General features: G+C 70.4%; 8 protein-coding genes. 7 read left to right on the top strand and 1 reads right to left on the bottom strand.

The window, feature by feature from the left end:
- Nucleotides 1-13 precede the first annotated feature (13 nt).
- The gene (locus OHU89_RS38675; protein WP_405649591.1) at nt 14-17,662 is read left to right on the top strand and encodes an SDR family NAD(P)-dependent oxidoreductase; all 17,649 of its coding nucleotides are present in this window, start codon (nt 14-16) and stop codon (nt 17,660-17,662) included.
- A gap of 150 nt (nt 17,663-17,812) precedes the next feature.
- Here the strand turns inward: OHU89_RS38675 and OHU89_RS38670 are convergent, their stop codons facing one another.
- The gene (locus OHU89_RS38670; RefSeq protein ID WP_405649590.1) at nt 17,813-19,243 is read right to left on the bottom strand and encodes an NAD(P)/FAD-dependent oxidoreductase; all 1,431 of its coding nucleotides are present in this window, start codon (nt 19,241-19,243) and stop codon (nt 17,813-17,815) included.
- A 185-nt stretch (nt 19,244-19,428) separates the two neighbouring features.
- Here OHU89_RS38670 and OHU89_RS38665 point away from each other — a divergent pair, with 185 nt between their 5' ends.
- The 6 genes from OHU89_RS38665 to OHU89_RS38640 all read left to right on the top strand — a co-directional run bounded on the left by OHU89_RS38665 (nt 19,429) and on the right by OHU89_RS38640 (nt 26,110).
- Nucleotides 19,429-19,665: a ferredoxin gene (locus tag OHU89_RS38665; protein ID WP_405649589.1), complete on the top strand. Its 237-nt coding sequence runs from the start codon at nt 19,429-19,431 to the stop codon at nt 19,663-19,665.
- A gap of 324 nt (nt 19,666-19,989) precedes the next feature.
- The gene (locus OHU89_RS38660) at nt 19,990-21,192 is read left to right on the top strand and encodes a cytochrome P450 (RefSeq protein WP_405649588.1); all 1,203 of its coding nucleotides are present in this window, start codon (nt 19,990-19,992) and stop codon (nt 21,190-21,192) included.
- A gap of 106 nt (nt 21,193-21,298) precedes the next feature.
- Nucleotides 21,299-22,303 carry a 3-oxoacyl-ACP synthase III family protein gene (locus OHU89_RS38655; RefSeq protein ID WP_405654829.1) on the top strand — a complete coding sequence of 335 codons (1,005 nt, stop codon included), beginning with the start codon at nt 21,299-21,301 and terminating at the stop codon, nt 22,301-22,303.
- Between the two features lie 211 nt (nt 22,304-22,514).
- Nucleotides 22,515-23,024, top strand: a complete 510-nt coding sequence (locus OHU89_RS38650; protein ID WP_405649587.1) for a GbsR/MarR family transcriptional regulator — start codon at nt 22,515-22,517, stop codon at nt 23,022-23,024.
- Between the two features lie 153 nt (nt 23,025-23,177).
- Nucleotides 23,178-25,076 (top strand): HAD-IIIC family phosphatase, encoded by a 1,899-nt coding sequence (locus tag OHU89_RS38645; protein WP_405649586.1) that lies wholly within the window; start codon nt 23,178-23,180, stop codon nt 25,074-25,076.
- A complete protein-coding gene (locus OHU89_RS38640; RefSeq protein ID WP_405649585.1) occupies nt 25,073-26,110 on the top strand; it encodes an alpha/beta fold hydrolase in 1,038 nt (345 codons plus the stop codon). The genes OHU89_RS38645 and OHU89_RS38640 overlap by 4 nt, the downstream gene beginning before the upstream one ends.
- Nucleotides 26,111-26,158: the final 48 nt, after the last annotated feature.

Genomic DNA, 26,158 nt, shown 5'->3' with positions numbered 1-26,158 from the left:
GGAGCGACGACCCATGTCGGACGAAGCCAAGCTTCGGGAATACCTGACCCGCGTAGTGGCCGAACTGCACCAGACGCGTCAACGCCTCCAGGACGCCGAGTCGGCAGGGCAGGAGCCGGTGGCGATCGTCGCGATGGCCTGCCGGTATCCGGGTGGGGTGCGGTCACCCGAGGATCTGTGGACGTTGGTCGCCGAGGGCACCGACGCCATCTCCGGTTTTCCGGACAACCGTGGCTGGGACCTCGACGGCCTCTTCGACTCCGACCCGGACGCGACCGGCAGGAGCTACGCGCGCGAAGGCGGATTCCTGCACTCGGCCGATGAATTCGACCCCGAGTTCTTCGGCATGAGCCCGCGCGAAGCGATGGCCACCGACCCCCAGCAGCGCCTCCTCCTGGAAACCGCCTGGGAGACCTTCGAACGCGCGGGCCTGGACCCCCACACCCTCAAGGGCAGCAAGACCGGCGTCTACGCGGGCGTGATGTACGACGACTACGCGGGTCGTCTCATGCACCGCGCCCCGGAAGGCTTCGAAGGCTTTCTCGGCAACGGGAGTGCGGCGAGTGTGGCTTCCGGGCGGGTGGCGTACACGTTCGGTCTGGAGGGCCCGGCCGTCACGGTGGACACCGCCTGTTCCTCCTCGCTGGTCTCACTCCATCTGGCGGCCCAGGCACTGCGCAACGGCGAGTGCGAACTGGCCTTGGCCGGCGGCGTCACCGTAATGGCCACCCCCGGCACCTTCGTCGAGTTCTCCCGCCAGCGCGGCCTGGCTCCCGACGGCCGCTGCAAGCCGTTCGCCGACGCCGCCGACGGCACCGGCTGGGGCGAAGGCGCAGGACTCGTCCTCCTCGAACGACTCTCCGACGCCCAACGCAACGGCCACCCGGTACTAGCAGTCCTACGCGGATCAGCCATCAACCAGGACGGCGCGTCCAACGGCCTGACCGCCCCCAACGGACCCTCCCAGCAGCGCGTGATCGAACAGGCGCTGGCCGACGCGCAGTTGAGTGCCAGTCAGGTGGACGCGGTCGAGGCGCACGGCACGGGCACCACTCTCGGCGACCCCATCGAGGCACAAGCCCTCCTCGCCACCTACGGCCGTGAGCACACAGAAGAACAACCCCTCTGGCTGGGCTCGATCAAGTCCAACATCGGACACACCCAGGCCGCCGCCGGCGTCGCCGGCGTCATCAAGATGATCGAAGCCATGCGTCACGGCGTACTGCCCTCAACCCTGCACGTCGACCGGCCCACCAGCCACGTCGACTGGGAGGCAGGCGGACTGGCCCTGCTGACCGAGTCCCGGTCATGGCCGCAGACCGGCCGTCCGCGTCGTGCCGCGGTGTCCTCCTTCGGCATCAGCGGCACCAACGCCCACCTCATCCTCGAAGCCGCGCCCGAACCCCAACCGGCCGAGCCCACCTCACCACAGGCAGGTGTCCCCACCACGCCTGTGCCCATCGTGATCTCGGCCCGCTCGTCCAAAGCCCTGGCCGACACCGCGGGCCGGCTCGCCACCTACCTCGACGCACACCCGCAGACCGAGGTCGGCCCCCTGGCCGCCCGCCTGTGGACGGGCCGGGCCAAGCTCGAACACCGCGCCGGAATCGTCACGCATGACCGCGCCACACTCCAGGCCGCACTCGCCGCCCTCGCCGAAGGCGCCCCCCACCCCGCGCTCATCACCGGCACCCGCCCCGACGGAAACAGCCCTGCCCGCTTCGCCGTCCTGTTCTCCGGCCAGGGCAGCCAACGCCCCGGCATGGGAAGCGACCTCTACACCACCTACCCCGCCTACGCCCACGCCCTGGACGAAGTCTGCGCAGCCCTCGACCCCCACCTCGACCTCCCCCTGCAACACGTCATGTTCGCCCAGCCCGGCACCGAAGAAGCCACCCTCCTGGACACCACCCTCTACACCCAGCCCGCCCTCTTCGCCCACCACACCGCCACCTACCACCTCCTCCACACCCACGGCATCACCCCCCACGCCCTCATCGGCCACTCCATCGGCGAACTCTCCGCCGCCCACCTCGCCGGCACCCTGCCGCTACCGGTGGCCGCCGACATGGTCACCACCCGCGCCAAACTCCTCAACACCCTCCCCACCGGCACCGGCATGCTCGCCGTCCACTCCGGACCCGAACCACTCACCGAACACCTCACACGCCACCCGCGCATCGAGATCGCCGCCCACAACTCACCCACCGCCACCACCCTCGCCGGACCCACCGACCAACTCGACCAGATCGCCGCCGAACTGACAGCCGCCGGAATCCGCACCCGGACCCTGAACGTCGCCCACGCCTTCCACAGCGCCCACACCGAACCCATCCTGAAGGCCTACACCACCCACCTGGCCGCACTCTTCACCCGCCACACCCTCGGAAACGCCGAGATCCCGGTCATCTCCAACCTCACCGGCACCCCCGCCACCCCCGACCAGCACCACAACCCCGCCTACTGGGCCCACCACATCCGCCGACCCGTCCACTTCCACCAAGGCATCACCCACCTCACCGAAACCCAACACATCACCCTCTTCACCGAACTCGCACCCCACCCCACCCTCACCCCCCACCTCCCCACCCCCACCCACACCACCCCCCACCACCCCAACGAAACCCACACCCACCTCACCACCCTCACCACCCTCCACACCCACCACCACCCCACCGACCTCACCCCACACCTCCCACAACCCCAACCCACCCACCCCGACCTCCCCACCTACCCCTTCCAACACCAGCCCTACTGGCTCCAAACCCCCACCCAACTCACCGACGCCACCGACCTGGGCATGGCGACCAACGCGCACCCTTTGCTCGCCGCCACCGTTCAGCTCGCAGACACCGCAAGCAGGGCAGCATCCGGTGAATCGTCCGGCGCGTCGACGGTGTTCACGGGTCGGATCGGCCTGAGTACTCACCCCTGGCTCGCGGATCACGCCGTCGCAGGAACGGTCCTCCTGCCCGGAACCGCCCTGGTCGACCTGGCCCTGCACGCCGGGGACCACACCGGAGCCACCCACCTCGACGAACTCACCCTCCACGCACCCCTCGTCCTGGACGACACAACCAGCCGCGACCTCCAGGTCACCACCACACCTGAGGCGAGCGGATGGCAGGTCACCATCCACTCCCGCCCCCACACCCCCCAACCCGACGACACCGAACCCTGGACCTGCCACGCCACCGGCACCCTCACCACCGCCCACCGACCGGCCGAGCCGCTCACCCAATGGCCTCCGGTGAACGCCACCCGCGTGGACATCGCAGAGCTCTACGCCCGCTTGGCAGCCGCCGGCTACGAGTACGGCCCGGCCTTCCAGGGCGTCACCGCCATGTGGAACCAGCCCGACGGCACCCTGCTCGCAGAGATCGTCCTGCCCGATACGGCCGACCCCGCAGGGCACACCCTCCACCCGGCTCTCCTCGACGCGGCTCTGCACCCCCTGGCTGCCCAGGGACTCGCCTCTGCCACGGACAGCGAACTGCGGCTGCCCTTCGCCTGGAGCGGAGTAGACGTACACGCGAGCGGTGCCACCCACCTGCGCGTCACCCTCACCACCACCGGCAACGATGTATCGCTCCAGGCCTGGGATCCCACCGGCGCCCCCGTAGCCACCGTCACCGCCCTCGCCTCCCGCCCGGTCGGCCCCACCGCCCTGACCAGCGGTGCGGGCAGCGCGACCCGCAACAGCCTCTTCCACCTCGCCTGGAATCCCGCCGAAGCCGTCACGGCGGAGAGGGACCTCGACCAGGTCGACCTCTACACCCCGGACATGGACGGGGACAGCGAGGGCCCGGCAGCCGCCCATGCGGCCACCGAGGCCCTGCTCACACATCTGCAGTCCTGGCTGGCGGTCAACGAGACCACCGACCGCAGCCTGGTGATCCTCACTCACCACGCGGTGGCCACCAGCCCGGCGGAAGACGTTCATCTCACCCACGCACCCCTGTGGGGTCTGGTCCGCAGCGCGCAGAACGAGAACCCGGGCCGCGTCCACCTCATCGACACCGACGACCCGGCGGACACGTCGTACCTCGCCGAAGCCCTCGCCACCGGCGAGTACCAACTGGCCATGCGTCACGGCCAGTTACTCGCGCCGCGGCTGGTTCGATCGGCCGATCACATCGACGGCCGGCTGAGCATTCCGGACGGCAACTCGACCTGGCGGCTGGACAAGACGGCTCCCGGCACGTTCGACAACCTGGCGTTCCTGCCCAACCCCGAGCTGCCGGACGAACTCGCGCCGGGGCAGGTGAGGATCGCTGTCCGTGCGATCGGGCTGAACTTCCGTGACGTGCTGATCACTCTCGGCATGTATCCGGGCGACGCTCTGCTGGCCAGCGAAGGCGCCGGCATCGTCACGGAGATCGCCGACGACGTCACCACCGTCGCCGTGGGCGACCGCGTCATGGGCATGTTCCCGCACGGTGTCGGCGCGCAGACGGTCACCGACCACCGTCTGGTCACCACCATCCCCGACCACTGGTCCTACACCACCGCCGCCGGCACCCCCGTCGCCTTCCTCACCGCCTACTACGCCCTCTACGACCTCGCCGACCTCCAACCCGGCGAAACCCTCCTCATCCACGCCGCCACCGGCGGAGTCGGCTCAGCCGCCCTCCAACTCGCCCAACACACCGGCGCCGACATCTACGCCACCGCCCACCCCACCAAACACCACCACCTCACCACCCAAGGACTCCCCCCCACCCACATCGCCTCCAGCCGCACCCTCGACTTCGAACACCACTTCCGCACCCACACCCCCCACCACGGCATCGACGTCGCCCTCAACGCCCTCGCCCACCAACACACCGACGCCACCCTCCGCCTCCTCCACCCCGGCGGACGCTTCATCGAAATGGGCAAAACCGACATCCGCGACCCCGACGCCATCCACACCCAACACCAAATCCACTACCGCAACTTCGACCTCATCGAAGCCGGCCCCGACCGCATCCAACACATCCTCACCACCCTCCGCGACCTCTTCACCCAAGGCACCCTCACCCCCCTGCCCACCACCAACTTCGACATCCGCCACACCCCCCACGCCCTCCGCCACCTCAGCCAAGCCCGCCACACCGGCAAACTCACCCTCACCCTCCCCCAACCCCTCAACCCCCACGGCACGGTCCTCATCACCGGCGGCACCGGAGGACTCGCCACCCTCACCGCCCACCACCTCATCACCACCCACCACACCCACCACCTCCTCCTCGCCTCCCGCACCGCACCCCAACACACCACACTCCAAGCCGAACTCCAGGCCCTCGGAGCCCACGTCACCCTCGCCGCCTGCGACCTCACCGACCCACAAGCCGTCGAAGACCTGATCGCCTCCATCCCGGAAGAGCACCCGCTCACCGCGGTCATCCACACCGCCGGCACCCTCGACGACACCACCCTCACCGGCCTCACCCCCGACCGCCTCCACCCGGTACTCGCACCCAAGATCGACGCCGCCTGGAACCTCCACCACGCCACCCGCCACCACGACCTCGCCGCCTTCGTCCTCTACTCCTCCGCCGCCGGCACCCTCGGCAACCCCGGCCAGGCCAACTACGCCGCCGCCAACACCTACCTCGACACCCTCGCCCACCACCGCCACCACCACGGCCAACCCGCCACCAGCCTCGCCTGGGGCTACTGGAAACACACCACCAACCTCACCCACCACCTCACCAACACCGACCTACCCCACAACAACTCCGCGCTCAGCACCGAGGAAGGCCTCCGCCTTCTCGATGCCGCGCTCGTCAGCCCGTCCGCGTATCACTTGTGCGCTCCTCTCACGGCTTCCGCTTTCCGAGACGCGGACAACGTGCCGGCCCTCCTGCGTGACCTGGCTCCCCGCCGGCTCCGCCGAGCCGCGAAGGCGGCCCCCCGAGAGGCTTCAGGGCTGGCGCACGAACTCGCCGCGCTGGCGCCGGCGGAACAGCGACGTCTGCTGCTGAACCTCGTGCGGAGTAATGCGGCCACTGTCCTCGGGCACCCCGACGTGACGGGTGTGGACCCGCAGCAGCCGTTCAGGGATCTGGGGTTCGACTCGCTCACCGCCGTAGAGCTACGCAACCGGCTCGACGCGGCCACCGGATTGCGGCTCCCGGCCACCTTGATCTTCGACTACCCGAACGCACAGGTCTTGGCCGACCACATCAGCTCCGAGCTGCTGGAATCGGCGCCACGGTCGGCCGGCCCAGTGCTCACGGGTACCGACACCTCCGACGATCCGGTCGTCATCGTTTCGATGTCGTGCCGCTTCCCGGGAGACGTTCGCTCCGCCGCGGACCTGTGGGATCTGGTCGCCGAGCGTCGCGAAGGTCTGTCCGGCTTCCCGACGAACCGCGGGTGGGACCTCGACAACCTCTTCGACCCGGATCCGGCGGCGAACGGCAAGAGCTACACGAGTTACGGCACCTTCCTGCACGACGCCGACCAGTTCGACGCGGACTTCTTCCGCATGAACCCCCGCGAGGCCCTCGCCACCGACCCCCAGCAGCGACTGCTCCTGGAAACCGCCTGGGAAGCCTTCGAACACGCCGGCATCGACCCCACCACCCTCAAAGGCAGCAACACAGCCGTCTACGCCGGAGTGATCTACGGCGACTACGGCGCCCGCCTCATGCAGAACGCCCCTGAAGGCTTCGAGGGCTACCTGGGCAACGGCAGCGCGGCGAGCGTGGCTTCCGGCAGGGTGGCGTACACGTTCGGGCTCGAAGGCCCGGCGGTGACGGTCGACACGGCATGCTCGTCCTCGCTGGTGGCCCTTCATCTGGCCGCTCAGGCCCTGCGCAACGGTGAGTGCGAGATGGCCCTTGCGGGCGGTGCGACCGTCATGTCGAGCCCGGGCGCGTTCGTCGAGTTCTCACGCCAACGTGTCCTGTCGGTGGACGGCCGCTGCAAGCCGTTCGCCGACGCCGCCGACGGCACCGGCTGGGGCGAAGGCATCGGCCTGGTCCTGCTGGAGCGACTGTCCGACGCCCAGCGCAACGGCCACCCGGTACTGGCGGTACTACGCGGATCAGCCATCAATCAGGACGGCGCCTCCAACGGCCTCACCGCCCCCAACGGACCCTCCCAGCAACGCGTCATCGAACAAGCCCTCGCCAACGCCCAGTTGACCCCCGCCCAGATCGACGCCGTCGAGGCCCACGGCACCGGCACCACCCTCGGCGACCCCATCGAAGCCCAAGCCCTCCTCGCCACCTACGGGCGCGAACACACCGCCGAACAGCCGCTGTGGCTCGGCTCGATCAAGTCCAACATCGGCCACACCCAGGCCGCCGCCGGCGTCGCCGGTGTGATCAAGATGGTGCAGGCGATGCGGCACGGGGTGCTGCCGCCCACCCTGCACGTGGATCAGCCCTCGCACCACGTCGACTGGAGCGCGGGCAGCATCTCCCTGCTCACCGAGTCAATGCCGTGGCCCGAGTCCGGACAGCCGTACCGGGCGGCGGTGTCATCATTCGGCATCAGCGGGACGAACGCGCATGTGATTCTGGAGGCCGCGCCGGAGACTGCGGAGGCGGAGGCACCGGAGCAGGGGCAGGAGCAGCAGTTCGGGCCGGTGCCGGTGGTCGTCTCCGCACGGACCCCGCAGGCCCTCGCGCAAGCAGCCGGTCAACTGGCCGAGTTCGTGGACGCCCATCGGGAGGTGGAGGTCGGTCCGCTGGCCGCGCGGTTGTGGTCGGGGCGGGCGAAGCTGGAGCACCGCGCCGGGATCGTCACCGACAGTGTCGGTGAGCTGCGTGACGCCCTGACCGCTCTGGCCGAGGGAAGCGGTCATCCCGCGCTGGTGGTGGGGCCGGGCGTGGTGGAGCCGGGGAAGACCGTCTTCGTCTTCCCCGGGCAGGGCTCGCAATGGGCCGGCATGGGCCGCCGCCTGGCCGCCGAAGAGCCGCTCTTCGCCGCTCATCTGGCCGCATGCCAGCAGGAGCTGGCGCGCTGGTGCGACTGGGACCTGCTCGACGTCCTCGCCTCCGAGGACGAAGACGCCCTGGCGCGGGTGGATGTGGTGCAGCCCGCCCTGTTCGCCGTCATGACCGGCATCGCCCGAGTGCTGGAACACTACGGCGTCAGGCCCGACGCCGTGATCGGCCACTCCCAGGGCGAGATCGCCGCCGCCCACATCGCCGGAGCACTCACCCTGGCGGACGCCATCGCCGTGGTCACCCTGCGAGCCCAGGCCATCAGGCAACTCGCCGGCACCGGCACCATGGCCTCCCTCCCCCTGCCCGCTTCGGAGCTCACCGACCTGCCCGACGGGGTCCACCTCGCCGCCGTCAACGGACCGGCCACCACCGTCCTGGCCGGCGAAACGACCGCACTGACGGCACTCGTCGAGGCCTACCAACAGGACGATGTCCGGGCCCGCCTCATCCCCGTCGACTACGCCTCACACACCCCCGCCGTCGAAGCCCTGCGCGAAACCATCCTCACCGACCTCACCCACATCCAGCCCGTTCGCCCGGCTATTCCCTTCTACTCCACCCACACCGGCAGCCTGCTGCCCGACGACCGGCCCCTGGACGGCGCCTACTGGGTCGACAACCTCCGCCACCCCGTCCACTTCCACACGACGGCTCTCCAACTCCTCGACGACGGCCACCACACGTTCATCGAGTCCAGCCCCCACCCGGTGCTCGCCGCGGCCCTCGCCGATACCCTCGCCGCACACCCGGCAGACGCCCACCACTACCCCACCCTCACCCGCCACAACGACAACACCGCCCGACTGCTGACCACCCTCACCACCCTCCACACCCACCACCACGGCATCGACCTCACGCCCCACCTCCCGCAGCCGCAGCCCGCCGACTCCGAGCTGCCCAGCTACCCCTTCCAGCACCAGCCCTACTGGCTCCAGGCCCCCACCCAGCTCACCGACGCCAGCGACCTCGGCCTGACAGCCGTCGACCATCCATTGCTTGGCACGGCAACACAGCTCGCCGACACCAACAGCACCGTCCTGTCCGGACGCATCGGGCTGAAGACCCACCCCTGGCTCGCCGATCACGCCGTCGCAGGGACGATCCTGCTGCCTGGCACGGCCCTGGTCGACCTGGCCCTGCACGCCGGAGACCACACCGGAGCCACCCACCTCGACGAACTCACCCTCCACACACCCCTCATCCTGGACGACACAACCAGCCGCGACCTCCAAGTCACCACCACTCCCGAGGCGAGCGGATGGCAGATCACCATCCACTCCCGCCCCCACACCACACAACCCGACGACACCGAACCCTGGACCTGCCACGCCACCGGCACCCTCACCACGATGGAGGAACAGGCCCAATCGCTCGCCCAATGGCCACCCGTGCACGCCACCCCGGTCGAGATTTCGGCTCTGTACGACCAACTAGCCACAGCCGGCTACGAATACGGACCAGCCTTCCAAGGCGTCACCGCCGTCTGGTCTGAGAGGGACGGCACCCTCCACGCCGAAATCACCCTGCCCGAAGAGGCCGACCCCACCGGACACACCATCCACCCAGCCCTCCTCGACGCAGCCCTCCACCCCCTCGCCACCCGCACCACAGCAACCGGCGACACACAACTGCCCTTCGCCTGGACCGGCGTCACCGTCCACGCCACCGGCGCCACCCACCTGCGCGTCACCCTCACCACCACCGACAACAACATCTCCATCCAGGCCTGGGACCCCACCGGCGCCCCTGTCGCCACCGTGAACACGCTCACCACCCGCCCCATCGACCCCGCATCACTCCACAAGGCAATCGGCTCGGGAACCCGCAACAGCCTCTTCCACCTGACCTGGAAACCGGCCGAAGCAGGCACCCGCGAAGTGGACCTCGACGAAGTCGACATCTACATCCCTGAGAGGGACGAGGACAGCGACAGCCCAACAGCCGCGCACGCGGCCACCGAGGCCCTCCTGGCTCACCTTCAGTCCTGGCTGACCGACAACGACGCCACCAGCCGCAGCCTGGTCATCCTCACCCAGCACGCGGTCGCCACCAGCCCAGCGGAAGACGTCCACTTGGCCCACGCCCCGTTGTGGGGTCTGATCCGCTCCGCGCAGAACGAGAACCCCGGCCGCATCCACCTCATCGACACCGACGACCCGGCGGACACGTCGTACCTCGCCGACGCCCTCGCCACCGGCGAACCCCAACTCGCCCACCGCCACGGCCAACTCCTCGCACCCCGCCTGGCACGCACCGAGGACCACCACACCCTGCACCTGCCCCAGCAGTCCTGGAAACTGTCCGCCGACACCAGCGGCACCATCGAAGCCATCACCTGCCGGCCCGCACCCGAATGGGACGCCCCCCTGACCCCCGGCCAGGTCCGCATCGACATCCGCGCCATCGGCCTCAACTTCCGCGACACCCTCATCGCCCTGGGCATGTACCCCGGCACCGCACCCCTGGGCAGCGAAGGCGCCGGCATCATCACCGAGATCGCCGACGACGTCACCACCCTCACCGTCGGCGACCGCGTCATGGGCGTCTTCACCCACGGCGCCGGCGCACGCACCGTCACGGACCACCGTCTGGTCACCACCATCCCCGACCACTGGTCCTACACCACCGCCGCCGGCACCCCCGTCGCCTTCCTCACCGCCTACTACGCCCTCTACGACCTCGCCGACCTCCAACCCGGCGAAACCCTCCTCATCCACGCCGCCACCGGCGGAGTCGGCTCAGCCGCCCTCCAACTCGCCCAACACACCGGCGCCGACATCTACGCCACCGCCCACCCCACCAAACACCACCACCTCACCACCCAAGGACTCCCCCCCACCCACATCGCCTCCAGCCGCACCCTCGACTTCGAACACCACTTCCGCACCCACACCCCCCACCACGGCATCGACGTCGCCCTCAACGCCCTCGCCCACCAACACACCGACGCCACCCTCCGCCTCCTCCACCCCGGCGGACGCTTCATCGAAATGGGCAAAACCGACATCCGCGACCCCGACGCCATCCACACCCAACACCAAATCCACTACCGCAACTTCGACCTCATCGAAGCCGGCCCCGACCGCATCCAACACATCCTCACCACCCTCCGCGACCTCTTCACCCAAGGCACCCTCACCCCCCTGCCCACCACCAACTTCGACATCCGCCACACCCCCCACGCCCTCCGCCACCTCAGCCAAGCCCGCCACACCGGCAAACTCACCCTCACCCTCCCCCAACCCCTCAACCCCCACGGCACGGTCCTCATCACCGGCGGCACCGGCGGACTCGCCACCCTCACCGCCCACCACCTCATCACCACCCACCACACCCACCACCTCCTCCTCGCCTCCCGCACCGCACCCCAACACACCACACTCCGCGACCAGCTGAAGGCCCTGGGAGCCGAAGTCACCCTCGCCGCCTGCGACCTCACCGACCCCCAAGCCGTCGAAGACCTGATCGCCTCCATCCCGGAAGAACACCCGCTCACCGCGGTCATCCACACCGCCGGCACCCTCGACGACACCACCCTCACCGGCCTCACCCCCGACCGCCTCCACCCAGTACTCGCACCCAAGATCGACGCCGCCTGGAACCTCCACCACGCCACCCGCCACCACGACCTCGCCGCCTTCGTCCTCTACTCCTCCGCCGCCGGCACCCTCGGCAACCCCGGCCAAGCCAACTACGCCGCCGCCAACACCTACCTCGACACCCTCGCCCACCACCGCCACCACCACGGCCAACCCGCCACCAGCCTCGCCTGGGGCTACTGGAAACACACCACCAACCTCACCCACCACCTCACCAACACCGACCTACCCCACAACAACTCCGCACTCAGCACCGAACTGGGCCTGCGGCTCTTCGACATCGCGCTCGACGACCGCGCGGAAGCCTCCCTGGTCTGCATGCCGATCGAGCCGGCGAGTCTTCGCCGCGGTGGCGACGTGCCGACGTTGCTCCGGGACCTCGTTCCCGCTGCGGGACGTCGGGGGGCAGCCGCCGGAGCCGGGGCGGTGCAGCGCTCCGGGCTGGCTCAGCAGCTCGCCACCCTGGGCGAACCGGAACAGCAGCACCTTCTGCTCGACCTCGTCCGCAGCAATGTGGCCGCCGTCCTCGGGCACAACCGGCCCGAGACGATCGACCCGCATCGGCCTTTCAAGGAACTCGGGTTCGACTCCCTCACCGCCGTCGAACTCCGCAACCGCCTCACCAACACCACCGCGCTCCAGCTCCCGTCCACCCTCGTCTTCGACCACCCGACGCTCACCGCGCTCGCCGCACATCTACGAGCCGAGTTGCTGGACCAGCAACCGCAGACGCGGGCACCGAAGGCGGCGTCGGCGGTGGTCGACGACGACGATCCGATCGTGATCGTCTCGATGGCCTGCCGCTATCCCGGAGGGGTCAGGCAGCCGGAAGACCTCTGGAGGCTCGTCGCCGAGGGCGGCGAGACGCTCGGCGACCTGCCCGACAACCGGGGCTGGGACCTTGATGCCCTGTACGACCCGGACCCGGACGCCCCGGGCAAGATGTACACGCGCAAGGGATCGTTCCTGTACGACGCGGGCGAGTTCGACGCGGGTTTCTTCCGTATGAACCCTCGCGAGGCGCTCGCCACCGACCCCCAGCAGCGACTGCTCCTCGAAACCGCCTGGGAAGCCTTCGAACACGCCGGTATCGACCCCACCACCCTCAACGGCAGCAACACCGGAGTCTTCGCGGGCGTCATCTCGCAGGACTATTTGATGAGGATGCACGGCGCACCGGACCAACTGGAGGGCTACTTCGCCACGGGCGGCTCCGGCAGCATCGCGTCGGGCCGGGTGGCGTACACGTTCGGGCTCGAAGGCCCCGCCATGACAGTGGACACAGCCTGCTCCTCATCCCTTGTCGCCCTGCACCTGGCGGCCCAGGCGCTGCGCAACGGTGAGTGCGACATGGCCCTGGCCGGTGGCGCCACCATCATGGCCACCCCCGGCACCTTCCAAGTCTTCTCCCGCCAGCGCGGGTTGGCTCCCGACGGCCGCTGCAAGCCCTTCGCCGACGCCGCCGACGGCACCGGCTGGGGCGAAGGCATCGGCCTGGTCCTGCTGGAGCGACTGTCCGACGCCCAACGCAACGGCCACCCCATCCTCGCCACGGTTCGGGGCTCGGCGGTGAACCAGGACGGCGCCTCCAACGGCCTCACCGCCCCCAACGGACCCTCCCAACAACGCGTCATCGAACAAGCCCTGGCCAACGCCCAGTTGACCCCCGCCCAGATCGACGCCGTCGAGGCGCACGGCACCGGCACGACCCTCGGCGACCCCATCGAAGCCCAAGCCCTCCTCGCCACCTACGGGCGCGAACACACCGCCGAACAGCCGCTGTGGCTCGGCTCGATCAAATCCAACATCGGCCACACCCAGGCCGCCGCCGGCGTCGCCGGCATCATCAAGATGATCGAAGCCATGCGCCACGGCGTACTGCCGCCGACCCTGCACGTCGACCGACCCTCCACCCATGTCGACTGGGAGACCGGCCACATCGCACTACTGACGGAAGCTCAACCGTGGCCCGAGACCAGCAAGCCCCGTCGTGCCGCCGTCTCCTCCTTCGGCATGAGCGGGACGAACGCACATGTGATCCTGGAGGCCGCACCGGAACCTGCCGAGGCGGCGGCACAGGAGCAGGGGCAGGGGCAGCAGTTCGGGCCGGTGCCGGTGGTCGTCTCCGCACGGACCCCGCAGGCCCTAGCGGAAGCAGCCGGTCAACTGGCCGCCTTCGTCGAAACCCACCCGGATGTAGCGACAGGCCCGCTGGCCGCACGCCTGTGGAACGGACGCGCCAAGCTGGAGCACCGCGCCGGGATCGTCACCGACGACCGCGCGGAACTGCTCACCGCCCTGACCGCACTCGCCGACGGCAGCGGCCACCCCGCACTCGTCGTCGGCCCGGGCACAACAGCACCGGGAAAGACCGCCTTCGTCTTCCCCGGGCAGGGCTCGCAATGGGCCGGCATGGGCCGCCGCCTGGCCGCCGAGGAGCCGCTCTTCGCCGCTCATCTGGCCGCATGCCAGCAGGAGCTGGCGCGCTGGTGCGACTGGGACCTGCTCGACGTCCTCGCCTCCGAGGACGAAGACGCCCTGGCGCGGGTGGATGTGGTGCAGCCCGCCCTGTTCGCCGTCATGACCGGCATCGCGCGGGTGCTGGAACACTACGGCGTCAGGCCCGACGCCGTGATCGGCCACTCCCAGGGCGAGATCGCCGCCGCCCACATCGCCGGAGCACTCACCCTGGCGGACGCCATCGCCGTGGTCACCCTGCGAGCCCAGGCCATCAGGCAACTCGCCGGCACCGGCACCATGGCCTCCCTCCCCCTGCCCGCTTCGGAGCTCACCGACCTGCCCGACGGGGTCCACCTCGCCGCCGTCAACGGACCGGCCACCACCGTCCTGGCCGGCGAAACGGTTGCACTGACGGCACTCGTCGAGGCCTACCAGCAGGACGATGTCCGGGCCCGCCTCATCCCCGTCGACTACGCCTCACACACCCCCGCCGTCGAAGCCCTGCGCGAAACCATCCTCACCGACCTCACCCACCGCGCCCAGATCCAGCCGCTCCCACCCACGATTCCCTTCTACTCCACCCACACCGGCAGCCTGCTGCCCGACGACCGGCCCCTGGACGGCGCCTACTGGGTCGACAACCTCCGCCACCCCGTCCACTTCCACACGACGGCTCTCCAACTCCTCGACGACGGCCACCACACCTTCATCGAGACCAGCCCCCACCCAGTGCTCGCCGCGGCCCTCGCCGACACCCTCGCCGCACACCCGGCAGACGCCCACCACTACCCCACCCTCACCCGCAACAACGACAACACCGCCCGACTGCTGACCACCCTCACCACCCTCCACACCCACCACCACGGCATCGACCTGGCCCAGCACCTGCCCACCACACAGCCACTGGACATCGGCCTGCCGACCTACCCCTTCCAGCACCAGCCCTACTGGCTCCAAACCCCCACCCAGCTCACCGACGCCAGCGACCTGGGACTCACGGCCGTCGACCATCCGCTGCTCAGCACCGCCACCCAGCTCGCCGACACCAACAGCACCGTCCTGTCCGGACGCATCGCACTGAAGACCCACCCCTGGCTCGCCGATCACGCCGTGTCCGGCACGGTCCTGCTGCCTGGCACGGCCCTGGTCGACCTGGCCCTGCACGCCGGAGACCACACCGGAGCCACCCACCTCGACGAACTCACCCTCCACACACCCCTCGTCCTGGACGACACAACCAGCCGCGACCTCCAAGTCACCACCACTCCCGAGGCGAGCGGATGGCAGATCACCATCCACTCCCGACCCCACACCGACGAACCGGACACCGCCAACTCCGAATGGGTATGCCACGCCACCGGCACCCTCACCACGTCACATGAACAGGCCCAACCGCTCACCCAATGGCCACCCGCAGCCGCGGAACAGGTCGACATCTCCGACCTCTACGACCAACTGGCCGCGGCCGGCTACGAATACGGACCAGCCTTCCAAGGCGTCAGCGCCGTCTGGTCTGAGAGGGACGGCACCCTCCACGCCGAAATCACCCTGCCCGAAGAGGCCGACCCCACCGGACACACCATCCACCCAGCCCTCCTCGACGCAGCCCTCCATCCCCTCGCCCGCCGGACTGCGGACATCGGAGAGACACGGCTTCCGTTCGCCTGGACCGGTGTCACCGTGCATGCCACCGGCGCCACCCACCTACGCGTCACCCTCACCACCACCGACAACAACATCTCCATCCAGGCCTGGGACCCCACCGGCGCCCCCGTCGCCACCGTGAACACGCTCGCCACCCGCCCCATCGACCCCACCGCTCTACACACCAGCGCGGAGAGCCGTAGTCGAAACTCCTTCTTCCGTCTGACCTGGAAACCGGCCGAAGCAGCCACCCACGTCACCGACCTCGATGAGGTCGACATCTACCGGCCCGACACGTATCCCCAGGACGATCCCCAAGCCGCGCACGCCGCGACCGAGGCCCTCCTGGCTCACCTTCAGTCCTGGCTGACCACCAACGACGCCACCGACCGCCGACTGGTCATCCTCACCGAGCACGCGGTGGCCACCAGCCCAGCGGAAGACGTTCATCTCGCCCACGCACCCCTATGGGGTCTGATCCGATCCGCCCAGAACGAAAACCCCGACCGCATCCACCTCATCGACACCGACGACCCGGCGGACACGTCGTACCTCGCCGACGCCCTCGCCACCGGCGAACCCCAACTCGCCCACCGCCACGGCCAACTCCTCGCACCCCGCCTGGCACGCACCACCCCAACAACCCAAACCACCCCCCACCCCCTCAACCCCCACGGCACGGTCCTCATCACCGGCGGCACCGGAGGACTCGCCACCCTCACCGCCCACCACCTCATCACCACCCACCACACCCACCACCTCCTCCTCGCCTCCCGCACCGCACCCCAACACACCACACTCCGCGACCAGCTGAAGGCCCTGGGAGCCGAAGTCACCCTCACCGCCTGCGACCTCACCGACCCACAAGCCGTCGAAGACCTGATCGCCTCCATCCCGGAAGAACACCCGCTCACCGCGGTCATCCACACCGCCGGCACCCTCGACGACACCACCCTCACCGGCCTCACCCCCGACCGCCTCCACCCAGTACTCGCACCCAAGATCGACGCCGCCTGGAACCTCCACCACGCCACCCGCCACCACGACCTCGCCGCCTTCGTCCTCTACTCCTCCGCCGCCGGCACCCTCGGCAACCCCGGCCAAGCCAACTACGCCGCCGCCAACACCTACCTCGACACCCTCGCCCACCACCGCCACCACCACGGCCAACCCGCCACCAGCCTCGCCTGGGGCTACTGGAAACACACCACCAACCTCACCCACCACCTCACCGGCACCGACATCCGCAAAGTCACCGCCGGCGCCCGCCCGCTGGAAACCGACCACGCCCTCCACCTCCTCGACACCGCACTCAAGACCTCCCACCCTCATCACCTCTGTCTCCCGCTCACCCCCGCCGCCCTGCGTGCCATCGAGCACGAACACCTCCCCCCGCTCCTCCGCGACCTGGTTCCCGCCAACCGGCGCACCGCCGCCGCGGGCCCTGGCACCGGCGGTTCCCCGCTGGCCGAGCGGCTGGCCGCGTTGGTGGAACCGGCCGAGAGGCAGCGGCTGGTTCTCGATCTCGTCCGCACGCATGTCGCCGCCGTCCTCGGTCATGCCAGGCCTGACGGCGTCGACCCGCAACAGCCGTTCAAGGAGCTCGGGTTCGACTCGCTCACCGCCGTCGAACTCCGTAACCGCCTCACCGGTGCGACCGCCCTGCGGCTCCCCGCCACGCTGATCTTCGATCACCCCACCCCCGAAGCGCTGACCAGTCGGATCCTTCAGGAACTGGTGCCGGCGTCCGGCAGTGCCTCCCTGCGGGTGATCGGGGAACTGGACGCGTTGGAGGCGGAGTTGACGCGGCTGGCGCCCGATGACGAGGATCGGGCGAGGATCACGCTGCGACTGCAGACGCTGCTGTCGAACTGGAACGACGCACGGCCGGCGGCGACCGTGGATGTGGGAGACCGGATCCAGGAGTCGTCGACGGAGGAGATCTTCGACTTCATCGACCGGCAGCTGGGCCGGGCCGACGGCGCCGACACCACCTCCGCCACCGGCCACTGATCCCGCGTCCGGCCCTGACGCGGAGCCGGCCCGACGACGAACCGCCCCGGTGCCGATAGGGCACCGGGGCGGTTCGTCGTCGATGGGGGCGGCTCTCGGTCGAGGGTCGCGGCTCTGTGTCGTCGGGGGACGGCTTACCGCGTGCTCGGATTACCGCGTGCTCGTCCTCCGCAGCACCGCCGCCTCCGCCACACTCAGCGGCGCGGCGCTCAGCGGCGGCCGTGCGGGTCCCTGCCGCAGCGCCGTGAGGAACTCGGGGGTCTCCAGGTGGGCGAGCGGTGCGGTGAGGGTCGTGACGGCCGTGAGGGCGTCGCAGACCCGCTCGTTCACCAGCGATGCGCTGGTCACCAGGTCGGCGAAGCCCTGGCGTCGGGCGGCCTGGGTGGTCAGGCGCGGGTCGCTGACATCGGCCCGGTTGTCGGGGTAGCACAGGTCCTGGGAGGCGGAGAGCAGCCAGGGTGCGTCGGCGGCGGCCGCGATGGCTCGCTGGGCGGTTCGGGCCAGGCCTGGTTTGAGGCCGCCGGCGCGGCGCAGGCAGTTCTCCAGCGCGTGGGCGGAGCGGGCCGCGACGCTCATGCCGTGGCCGTGGATGGGGTTGAGGGAGACCACGCAGTCGCCGAGTGCGACGAGTCCCTCGGGGTGCCGGGTCAGACGGTCGAGGTGGAGGCGGCGGTTGAGGGTGCTGCGGGTGGTGCGGACGGGCGTGAGGGGTGTGGCGGCGTCGATCAGGTCGGCGATGAGGGGGTCGCGCAGGGTGCGTGCGAACGTGGCGAAGTGGTTCTCGTCGGTGGTGGGTTCGCCGCCTCGGGTGCCGGAGAGGGTGATGATCCACCGGCCGTCCTCGATGGGGAGGAGCAGGCCGTTGCGTCCTGGGCGGCCGGTGCGGTGGTCGGCGTAGACGCTGACGACCGGGAAGGGCCTCGGGGCGCCGTCGGGGGCGCGGAAGACGCGGGTGGCGTAGGTGAGTCCGGTGTCGACGCTCTCCTCGGTGACGGGTGGCAGGCCCAGTTCGCCCAGCCAGTGCTTGAGGCGTGAGCCTCGGCCGGTGGCGTCGACGACGAGGTCGGCGGGCAGGTCGCGGGTGGTGCCGTCCTGGGTGCGGACGCGGGCGCCGGTGACGCGTTCGTGGTCGCCGAGCAGGCCCTGTGCCTGTGCGCCCTGGAGGACTTCGATGCGTGGGTCGCCCAGGGCTGCGTCCCGAACGGTCCGGTCGAGCAGGGGGCGGCTGCAGGTGAGGGCGTAGTGGGATGAGGGGAAGCGGTGCTGCCAGCCGTAGGCGCTGTAGAGGACCATGTCCTGTTTGACGCCGATGCGATGGGTGCCGGCGGTGCGCAGGCGGTCGAGGGTGCCGGGCAGCAGGGCTTCGATGGCCTCGGCGCCGCCGGACCACAGAATGTGCGCGTGGTGGCTCTGGGGGGCGCCCTTGCGGGGTTCGGGTCGGTCCGGGTAGGTGTCGCGTTCGATCACGGTCACCTTGTCGACGTGGTCGCGCAGGGCGCGGGCGGCCAGGACGCCGGCGAGGCCGCCGCCGAGTACGACGCCGTGCACGGACTCCCGCGTATGTGGTGTTGCTTCCGCCATCCCCGATCCGCCCTTTCCTCGTGGTCCGGTTCGGGCGGTCGACGTATGCCGCCCGGCTCACCTTGCGGGGTGCGGCTTGGGGGTGACTTGCCGGTTTCTAAAGCCTTTCGCGGCTTCGTGGGGGACGGTCGAAGGCCTTACGCTACGGGCCTGTTCGGCAGGTCCGAGTCCGGAAGGGTGCCCTCATGCGGGATTCGTCCATGCAGGTCGGAGTCGATGTGAACCGGTGTGTGGCGTCGGGCATGTGTGCGCTGCTCGCGCCCGGGGTCTTCGACCAGGAGGCGGACACCGGGCAGGTGGTGCTGTTGGAGGAGCGTCCGCCCGCGGAGGAGTGGGAGGCGGTGGAGGAGGCTCAGCGCTCGTGCCCGGGGCAGGTCATCCGCTTCCGGGAGGCGGCCGCCACGCGGGGTGAAGGCCGGTAGCGGGGCGCGGTCCGTTGCCGCGTTAAGGCGAGCCAAGGGCGGCTTAAGGGGGCTCCCCGAGGCTGGGCGAAAAGGCGTGGACCGGTGTGGTCGGCGTCGCCTTCGCGCAGCGGGTTGCGGGCGCGGGGTGGGCGTACCCCCGTGCCCAGGCGCGCGCGTGCACCGCGCGGGCGCGGTGGCAGGGGGGTGCGTCGCGCCCCGGGCTCGACCGCCCTCGTGTGCGGCGCGGCCCGATGTGCCCTGACGTTCTGTCACCTGCCGGTTCCGTCCGCCCGCCGCGCCGGATGCGCCGGTCGCGGGAGCAGGCCGAGAAGGGAACGCGAGATGACGGACACGCTGTCCACGCCGCCGCGGCGCTTGCCGACCGAGCGGACGCGTCCGCTGGATCCGCCCGAGGAGCTGGGCCGGCTGCGTGAGGAGGAGCCGGTGAGTCCGCTGTTGTACCCGGACGGGCACGTGGGCTGGCTGGTGACCAGTCACGCCGCGGCCAGGAAGGTGCTCAGCGATCAACGGTTCAGTGCCCGCGGCGACTTGAAGAAGGTGCCGTTCGAGCTGCCGTCGGGGGGCCGGCCGTGGGAGACGGTGCCGCCCGGCTTCTTCATGCACATGGACCCGCCGGATCACACGAAGTACCGGCGTCTGCTCACCGGCCAGTTCACGGTGCGGCGGATGAAGGCGCTGGAGCCGCGGATCGCGCAGGTCACGGAGGAGCATCTGGACGCGATGGAGCGGCAGGGGCCGCCGACGGATCTGGTGCCGGCGTTCGCGCTGCCGATCCCGTCGCTGGTCATCTGTGAGCTGCTGGGCGTTCCGTACAGCGAGCGTCCGCGGTTCCAGGACCACTCGACGACGGTCATGCGGATCGGGTCGTCCCACGAGGAGGTGGCGGCGGCCTTCGCGACGATCTACGGGTTGATCCACGAGTTGGTGCAGCTCAAGCACAAGGAGCCGGCGGACGATCTGCTGAGTGGTCTGATCGCCAGTGGTGAGCTCGACGACGCGGAGCTGACCGGGGTGGGGATGCTGCTGCTGATGGCGGGCCACGAGACGACGGCGAGCATGCTGTCGCTGGGGACGTACGCGCTGCTGCGCCATCCCGGCGAGCTGGCGCGGCTGCGGGAGGATCCGGAGCTGTTCGGCAACGCCGTCGAGGAGCTGATGCGATATCTGACGATCGCTCAGTTCGGGGTGCCGCGCACGGCGTTGGAGGACGTCGAGCTGGAGGGCAAACTGATCAAGGCCGGTGACGGGGTGACGGTGTCGCTGGCGGCGGTCAATCGTGATCCGGGGCGGTTCGAGGATCCGGACCGGCTGGACGTGGGGCGTTCCACGTCCGGGCACATGGCGTTCAGCTACGGCATTCACCAGTGCCTCGGGCAGCAGCTGGCGCGGGTGGAGATGCGGATCGCGTACTCGGCGCTGTTCCGGAGGTTCCCGGGGCTGCGGCTGGCGGTGGAGGCGGACGAGGTGCCGCTGCGTTCGGAGGCGACGATGTACGCCGCGCAGCGGCTTCCGGTGACGTGGTGAGGCGGGCCGTGGGCCCGGTGGGGTCGGCGGGTCGGCCCGGGGTGGTTCCGACGCGGCGGGGAGGTGCGGCGCGGTGCTGGTGGTGAACGGGCGTCCTGCGCTGCGGATGGCTTCGGTGGGTACGGCGCTGCCGGGGCCGCGGATCGACAACGCGATGCTGGGGCGCCGGATGGGTCTGGGGCCGGCGTGGGAGCAGTGGGCCGAGGCGTTCATCGGTACGCGGTTCCGGCATCTCGCGGTGGATCTGGAGTCGGGTGAGCCGCGGTTCTCGTTGGCGGATCTGGGCGAGACGGCGGGGCGGCGGGCGCTGTCCGCGGCGGGTCTGGAGCCGTCGGACGTCGATGTGATGGTGATGGGTACGGCCATGCCCGACATGCTGATGCCGACGACGGTGAATGTGATCGCCGACCGGCTGGGCATCGACCAGGTGCCGACGTACCAGTTGCAGTCGGGGTGTTCGGGTGCGGTGCAGGCCCTGTCGCTGGCGGCGTCGCTCCTGCTGTCCGGGGGGCATCGCACGGCGCTGGTGCTGGGCGGTGATGTCTCGGCGAAGCTGGTCGATCCGGACATGGACGCGGCGGCGCTGCCGCCGGCGCAGCTGGTGAACCTGGTGCTGTTCGGGGACGGGGCGGGGGCGTCGGTGCTCACCACGGAGCCGTCGCCGGGTCCGGTGCTGCGGGCGGTGTTCACGCGGCTGGTCGGCCTGGGGCGGGAGCCGGGGCAGACCCTGGACTGGTACGGCGCGAGCAGGCGCTTCGACGGCCCTCCGGTGACCGAGGACTACAAGGCGATCGAGGAGGCGGTTCCCGTGCTGGCCGCGGAGTCGGCCGAGGAGTTGCTGGACGCGCTGGAGTGGAAGCCCGGTGATCTGTCGTATGTGCTGCCGCCGCAGTTGTCGGGCCGGATGACGGCGCGGATCCGGGAGCGGATGGGGATGCCCGCGGCGCGGGAGGTGTCCTGCGTGGAGGAGACCGGCAACAACGGCAACGCGCTGGTGTTCTTCCAGTTGGAGCGGCTGCTGTCGCGGCTGGCGTCCGGGGACCGGGCCGTCGGGGTGGCGATCGAGTCCAGCAAGTGGATCAAGTCGGGCTTCGCCCTGGAGGCGGACTGAGGTTCCGCTACGGCTGTGCCGCCGCCGTTGCGTGTGTGTCGGCGCCGCGACCCCGGGCAGGGGTCGGGGCGCCGACGCGTATGCCGGGGAGGCCGCTTTCGACGCCCGGTGATATATGGTTTTCATGAAACAGTGAACCAACGTCCCGGTGCGTTCGGCCATTTCCCCGGCGTACGTCACATCGGTACACATGACGCGGAGGGATGCGCGGATGGCGGCCGCCCCGGACGACACTCGGCAAGGCTCCGACCAGGAGCTGGCGGTGAGCCGCTTCATCGAGCAGTTCGCGCTCAGCATGGCGGGGCTCGGTTTTCCACGGATGGCCGCGCGGGTGTTCGTGGCGGTGCTCATCTCGACGAACGGGCTGACGGCGGTCGAGCTGGCGACGCAGCTGAGGATCAGCCGGGCCGCGGTGTCCCAGGCGGTGCGGTATCTGATGCAGTTGGGGCTGGTCGAGCGGCAGCGCGAGCCGGGGCAACGCCATGATCACTACCGGGTCACGGACAGCATGTGGTACGAGATGTTCGCCCGCCGCGACGAGGTCTTCCTGCGGCTGGAGGACAACCTGGCCGACGGGATCGACGCGCTCGGCGGTCAGAGCCCGGCGGCGGCGCGGCTGGACGAGACGCGGCGGTTCTTCGCGTTCATCCGGGGCGAGGTGCCCAAGCTCATGACGCGCTGGCGCGAGTCGCAGGGTGAGGCTCCCGACAAGGACTCCTGAGCACGTCAGCGGGCCCGGGGTGCGAGGACGGCCGCTTTAGGTGGCGGCAAGGTGGCGCCAAGCGGGCGCGGTGAGGCTGGGGGTGCCCGCCCGGGTGCGGTGATCGCGTCGCGGGGCGGACCGTCGCGAAGTCTCGCCTGGAGGGTGTGATCCGTGTCCCCGGCCCCCGCTCCCCCGCCCGCCGCCGACCCCGTGGCCGACCTGCACCGGTCCGGCCGCCTGGCCGCCGAGTATCCACGGCTGCCCATGTTGTTGCGTGGCCTCGGCGAGGAGGAACTCCAGCGGGCGGGACGGTTGTTGACGCGTCTGTCCGCCGACGAGGTGCTCGCCGAGCACCCGGCCCAGCCGACGGTGTCGGTCGCGGTCACCGGTCACGGCACGGTGGCCGGTCTGGTCCCGCCGCTCACCGCCCAACTGGCCCGGCACGGGCTGCTGTTGCGGCCGCACGTCGCCGACTTCGGCAGCTGGCTGTTCGATCTGGCCGATCCGGCGAGCGAGGTGTACGCGGCCGGCCGCGACCTGGTCGTGTGCGTGCTCGACGCCGGCGTGGTGTTCGACGAGGTTCCCCTGCCGTGGCGGCCCGAGGACGTGGAACGGGTGCTGGCCGAGAAGGTCCGGCTGCTGGACAAGCTCGCCGCCACCCACACCTCGGCGGGGTCGGGCACGCTCGTGTACACCACGCTGCCGCTGCCCCGCGAGTTCCATGCCCAGTTGGCGGACCACCGCTCCCGGGCCCGGCTGGGCGCGGTCTGGCGGGAGGGGAACGCACGGCTGCTGGGGCTGATGGAGGAGCATCCGGGTCTCGTCGTCCTCGACCTGGACCCGCTGCTCACCGGTCCGACCGCGCTGGGCGAGGCCCGCCTGGCGGCGTACACGGCGACGCCGTACACACCGGAACTGACCGCCGCCCTCGCCCGCGATCTGGCCCATCTGGTGCGCGGGCGGTCGGGGCGGGCGAAGAAGGTGCTGGCCCTGGACCTGGACGGCACGGTGTGGGGCGGGGTGCTGGGCGACGACGGTCCGGAGGGCATCGAGGTCGCCGGCGGCCGCCGGGGCCGGGCCTTCGCGCATCTCCAGCGGGTGGCCGCGCAACTCGCCTCGCGCGGGGTGCTGTTGGCGGCCGTCAGCAAGAACGACCTGGAGCCGGTGCGGCAGGTGCTGCGCGAGCACCCCGAGATGACCCTGCGCGAGGACGACTTCGTGCGCGTGGTGGCCAACTGGGAGCCCAAGCACGAAAATCTGCGGGCCCTGGCCGAGGACCTCAATCTGGGCCTGGACGGCTTCGTCTTCGCCGACGACAGCGCCTACGAGTGCGGTCTGGTCGCCCGGGAACTGCCCGAGGTGACCGTACTGCACCTGCACGGTGACCCGGCGCTGCACGCCGAACGGCTGCTCGCCGACGGCTGGTTCGACGTACGGGACCTCACGGAGGACGACGTACGCCGCCCGGCGCGCTACCGCGAGGAGCTCGGGCGCAAGGACTTCCTCGACTCCTTCGCCTCGCTCGACGACTATCTGCGGGAGCTGGAGGTGCGGGTCGAACTGGCCGCGGCGCGCGAGGCCGACACCGCCCGGCTCGCCCAGCTCACCCAGCGCACCAACCAGTTCAACCTGACGACCCAGCGCCTCCAGCAGGACGAGGTCCGTGCCCTGGCCGGCGCTCCCGGGCAACTCGTCCTCGCCATCAGGTCCGGTGACCGCTTCGGGGACAACGGGCTGGTGGGGGCGGTGTTCGTGCGGACCGGCGGCCCGGTGTGGCACATCGACAACTTCCTGCTCAGCTGCCGGGTCTTCGCCCGGGGTATCGAGCAGGGCTGCCTGGCCGCGCTGCTGGAACACGCCCGCGCCGCCGGAGCCGAGGCGGTCGAGGCGCGTCATGTGCCGTCCTCGAAGAACGGCAAGGTCAAGGACTTCTATCCGCGCAACGGCTTCGAGGTGTTCGGGCACGCCGAGGACGGATCCGGCCTGTTCCGCCACAAGCTGCGGAGGATCACGGCGGCGCCCGGGCATCTGGGCCTGACGGCGCGCTGGGAACGGGAGGGAACACGATGAACGACGTCGGCGAGCTCAAGGAGTTCACGGTCGTCCACGCCCGGGCGCTGCAGCTGCCGCCCGAACTGCACCAGGGGGTGCTGGACCGCGTCACCAACGACGAGGACGGCGCCTTGGGCTCGTGGGCGGTGGAGTGGTCGGCGGCGTCGGCCACGCTGGCCGAGTCCGGTCAGCTGCTGCCGGCTTTCCTGTGTTCGGCCATGGCCCGCTTCCCGTTCGTGGACGGTCCGGCGCGGCGCGCGGCGTACGAGCGGCTCCGGTCCCTGTTCGACCGGTGGCGTGCGCAGCATCCGGACATCGAGCCGGTGCGGGTGAAGATGCCCGATGGTGAGCTGGTCTGCTGGGCGGGCGGCCTGTCGGCCACGGAGCCGAAGCCGCTGCTGCTGGTGACGGGCGGGATCGTCAGCGTCAAGGAGCAGTGGGCGCCGGTGGTGCTCCAGGCGGCTCAGCTGGGCATGGCGGTCGTGGTGACGGAGCTGCCGGGCGTGGGCGAGAACACTGTCCGGTACGACTGGGAGAGCTGGCGGATGCTGCCCGCGGTGCTGGATGCGGTCGCGGACCGGGCGGACGTCTCGCGGACGTACGCCCTCGCGAACAGCTTCGGCGGCCATCTGGCGCTGCGCTGGGCCGGGCGGGACGGACGGCTGCGCGGGATCGTGACGTCCGGGGCGCCGGTGAGCGACTTCTTCACGGACGGCGCCTGGCAACGTCGGCTGCCGCGCGTCACCCGGGACACGCTGGCCCGGCTGACGGGTGTCGAGCCGGGCGACGAGGCGGCGCTGCGTGGGATGCTCACCGACTGGGCGCTGACCCCGCAGGAGCTGTCCGGCCTGGACATTCCGGTCTGTTATTCGGCCAGTCTGCGGGACGAGATCGTGCCTTCGGGGGATCCGGAGTTCCTGCGCCGGCATGTACGGCGGCTGTCCCTGAACGAGTTCGACGACGTACACGGCGCGCCGGGGCACGTGCAGCAGACCGTGGAGTGGACGTTCGGTTCGCTGCTGGCCATGCGGGGCGGCGCTCTGCCGTCCTGACCGGGGCGCCGCCCACGGGGGAAGGGCCGTCACCGGGACCACGTCGGG

Origin of the sequence: Streptomyces sp. NBC_00019 (assembly GCF_045041015.1) — a bacterium.
Lineage (GTDB): Bacteria > Actinomycetota > Actinomycetes > Streptomycetales > Streptomycetaceae > Streptomyces.
The sequence above is the reverse complement of the archived record's forward strand: the minus strand, read 5'-3'. Positions and strand labels throughout refer to the sequence as shown.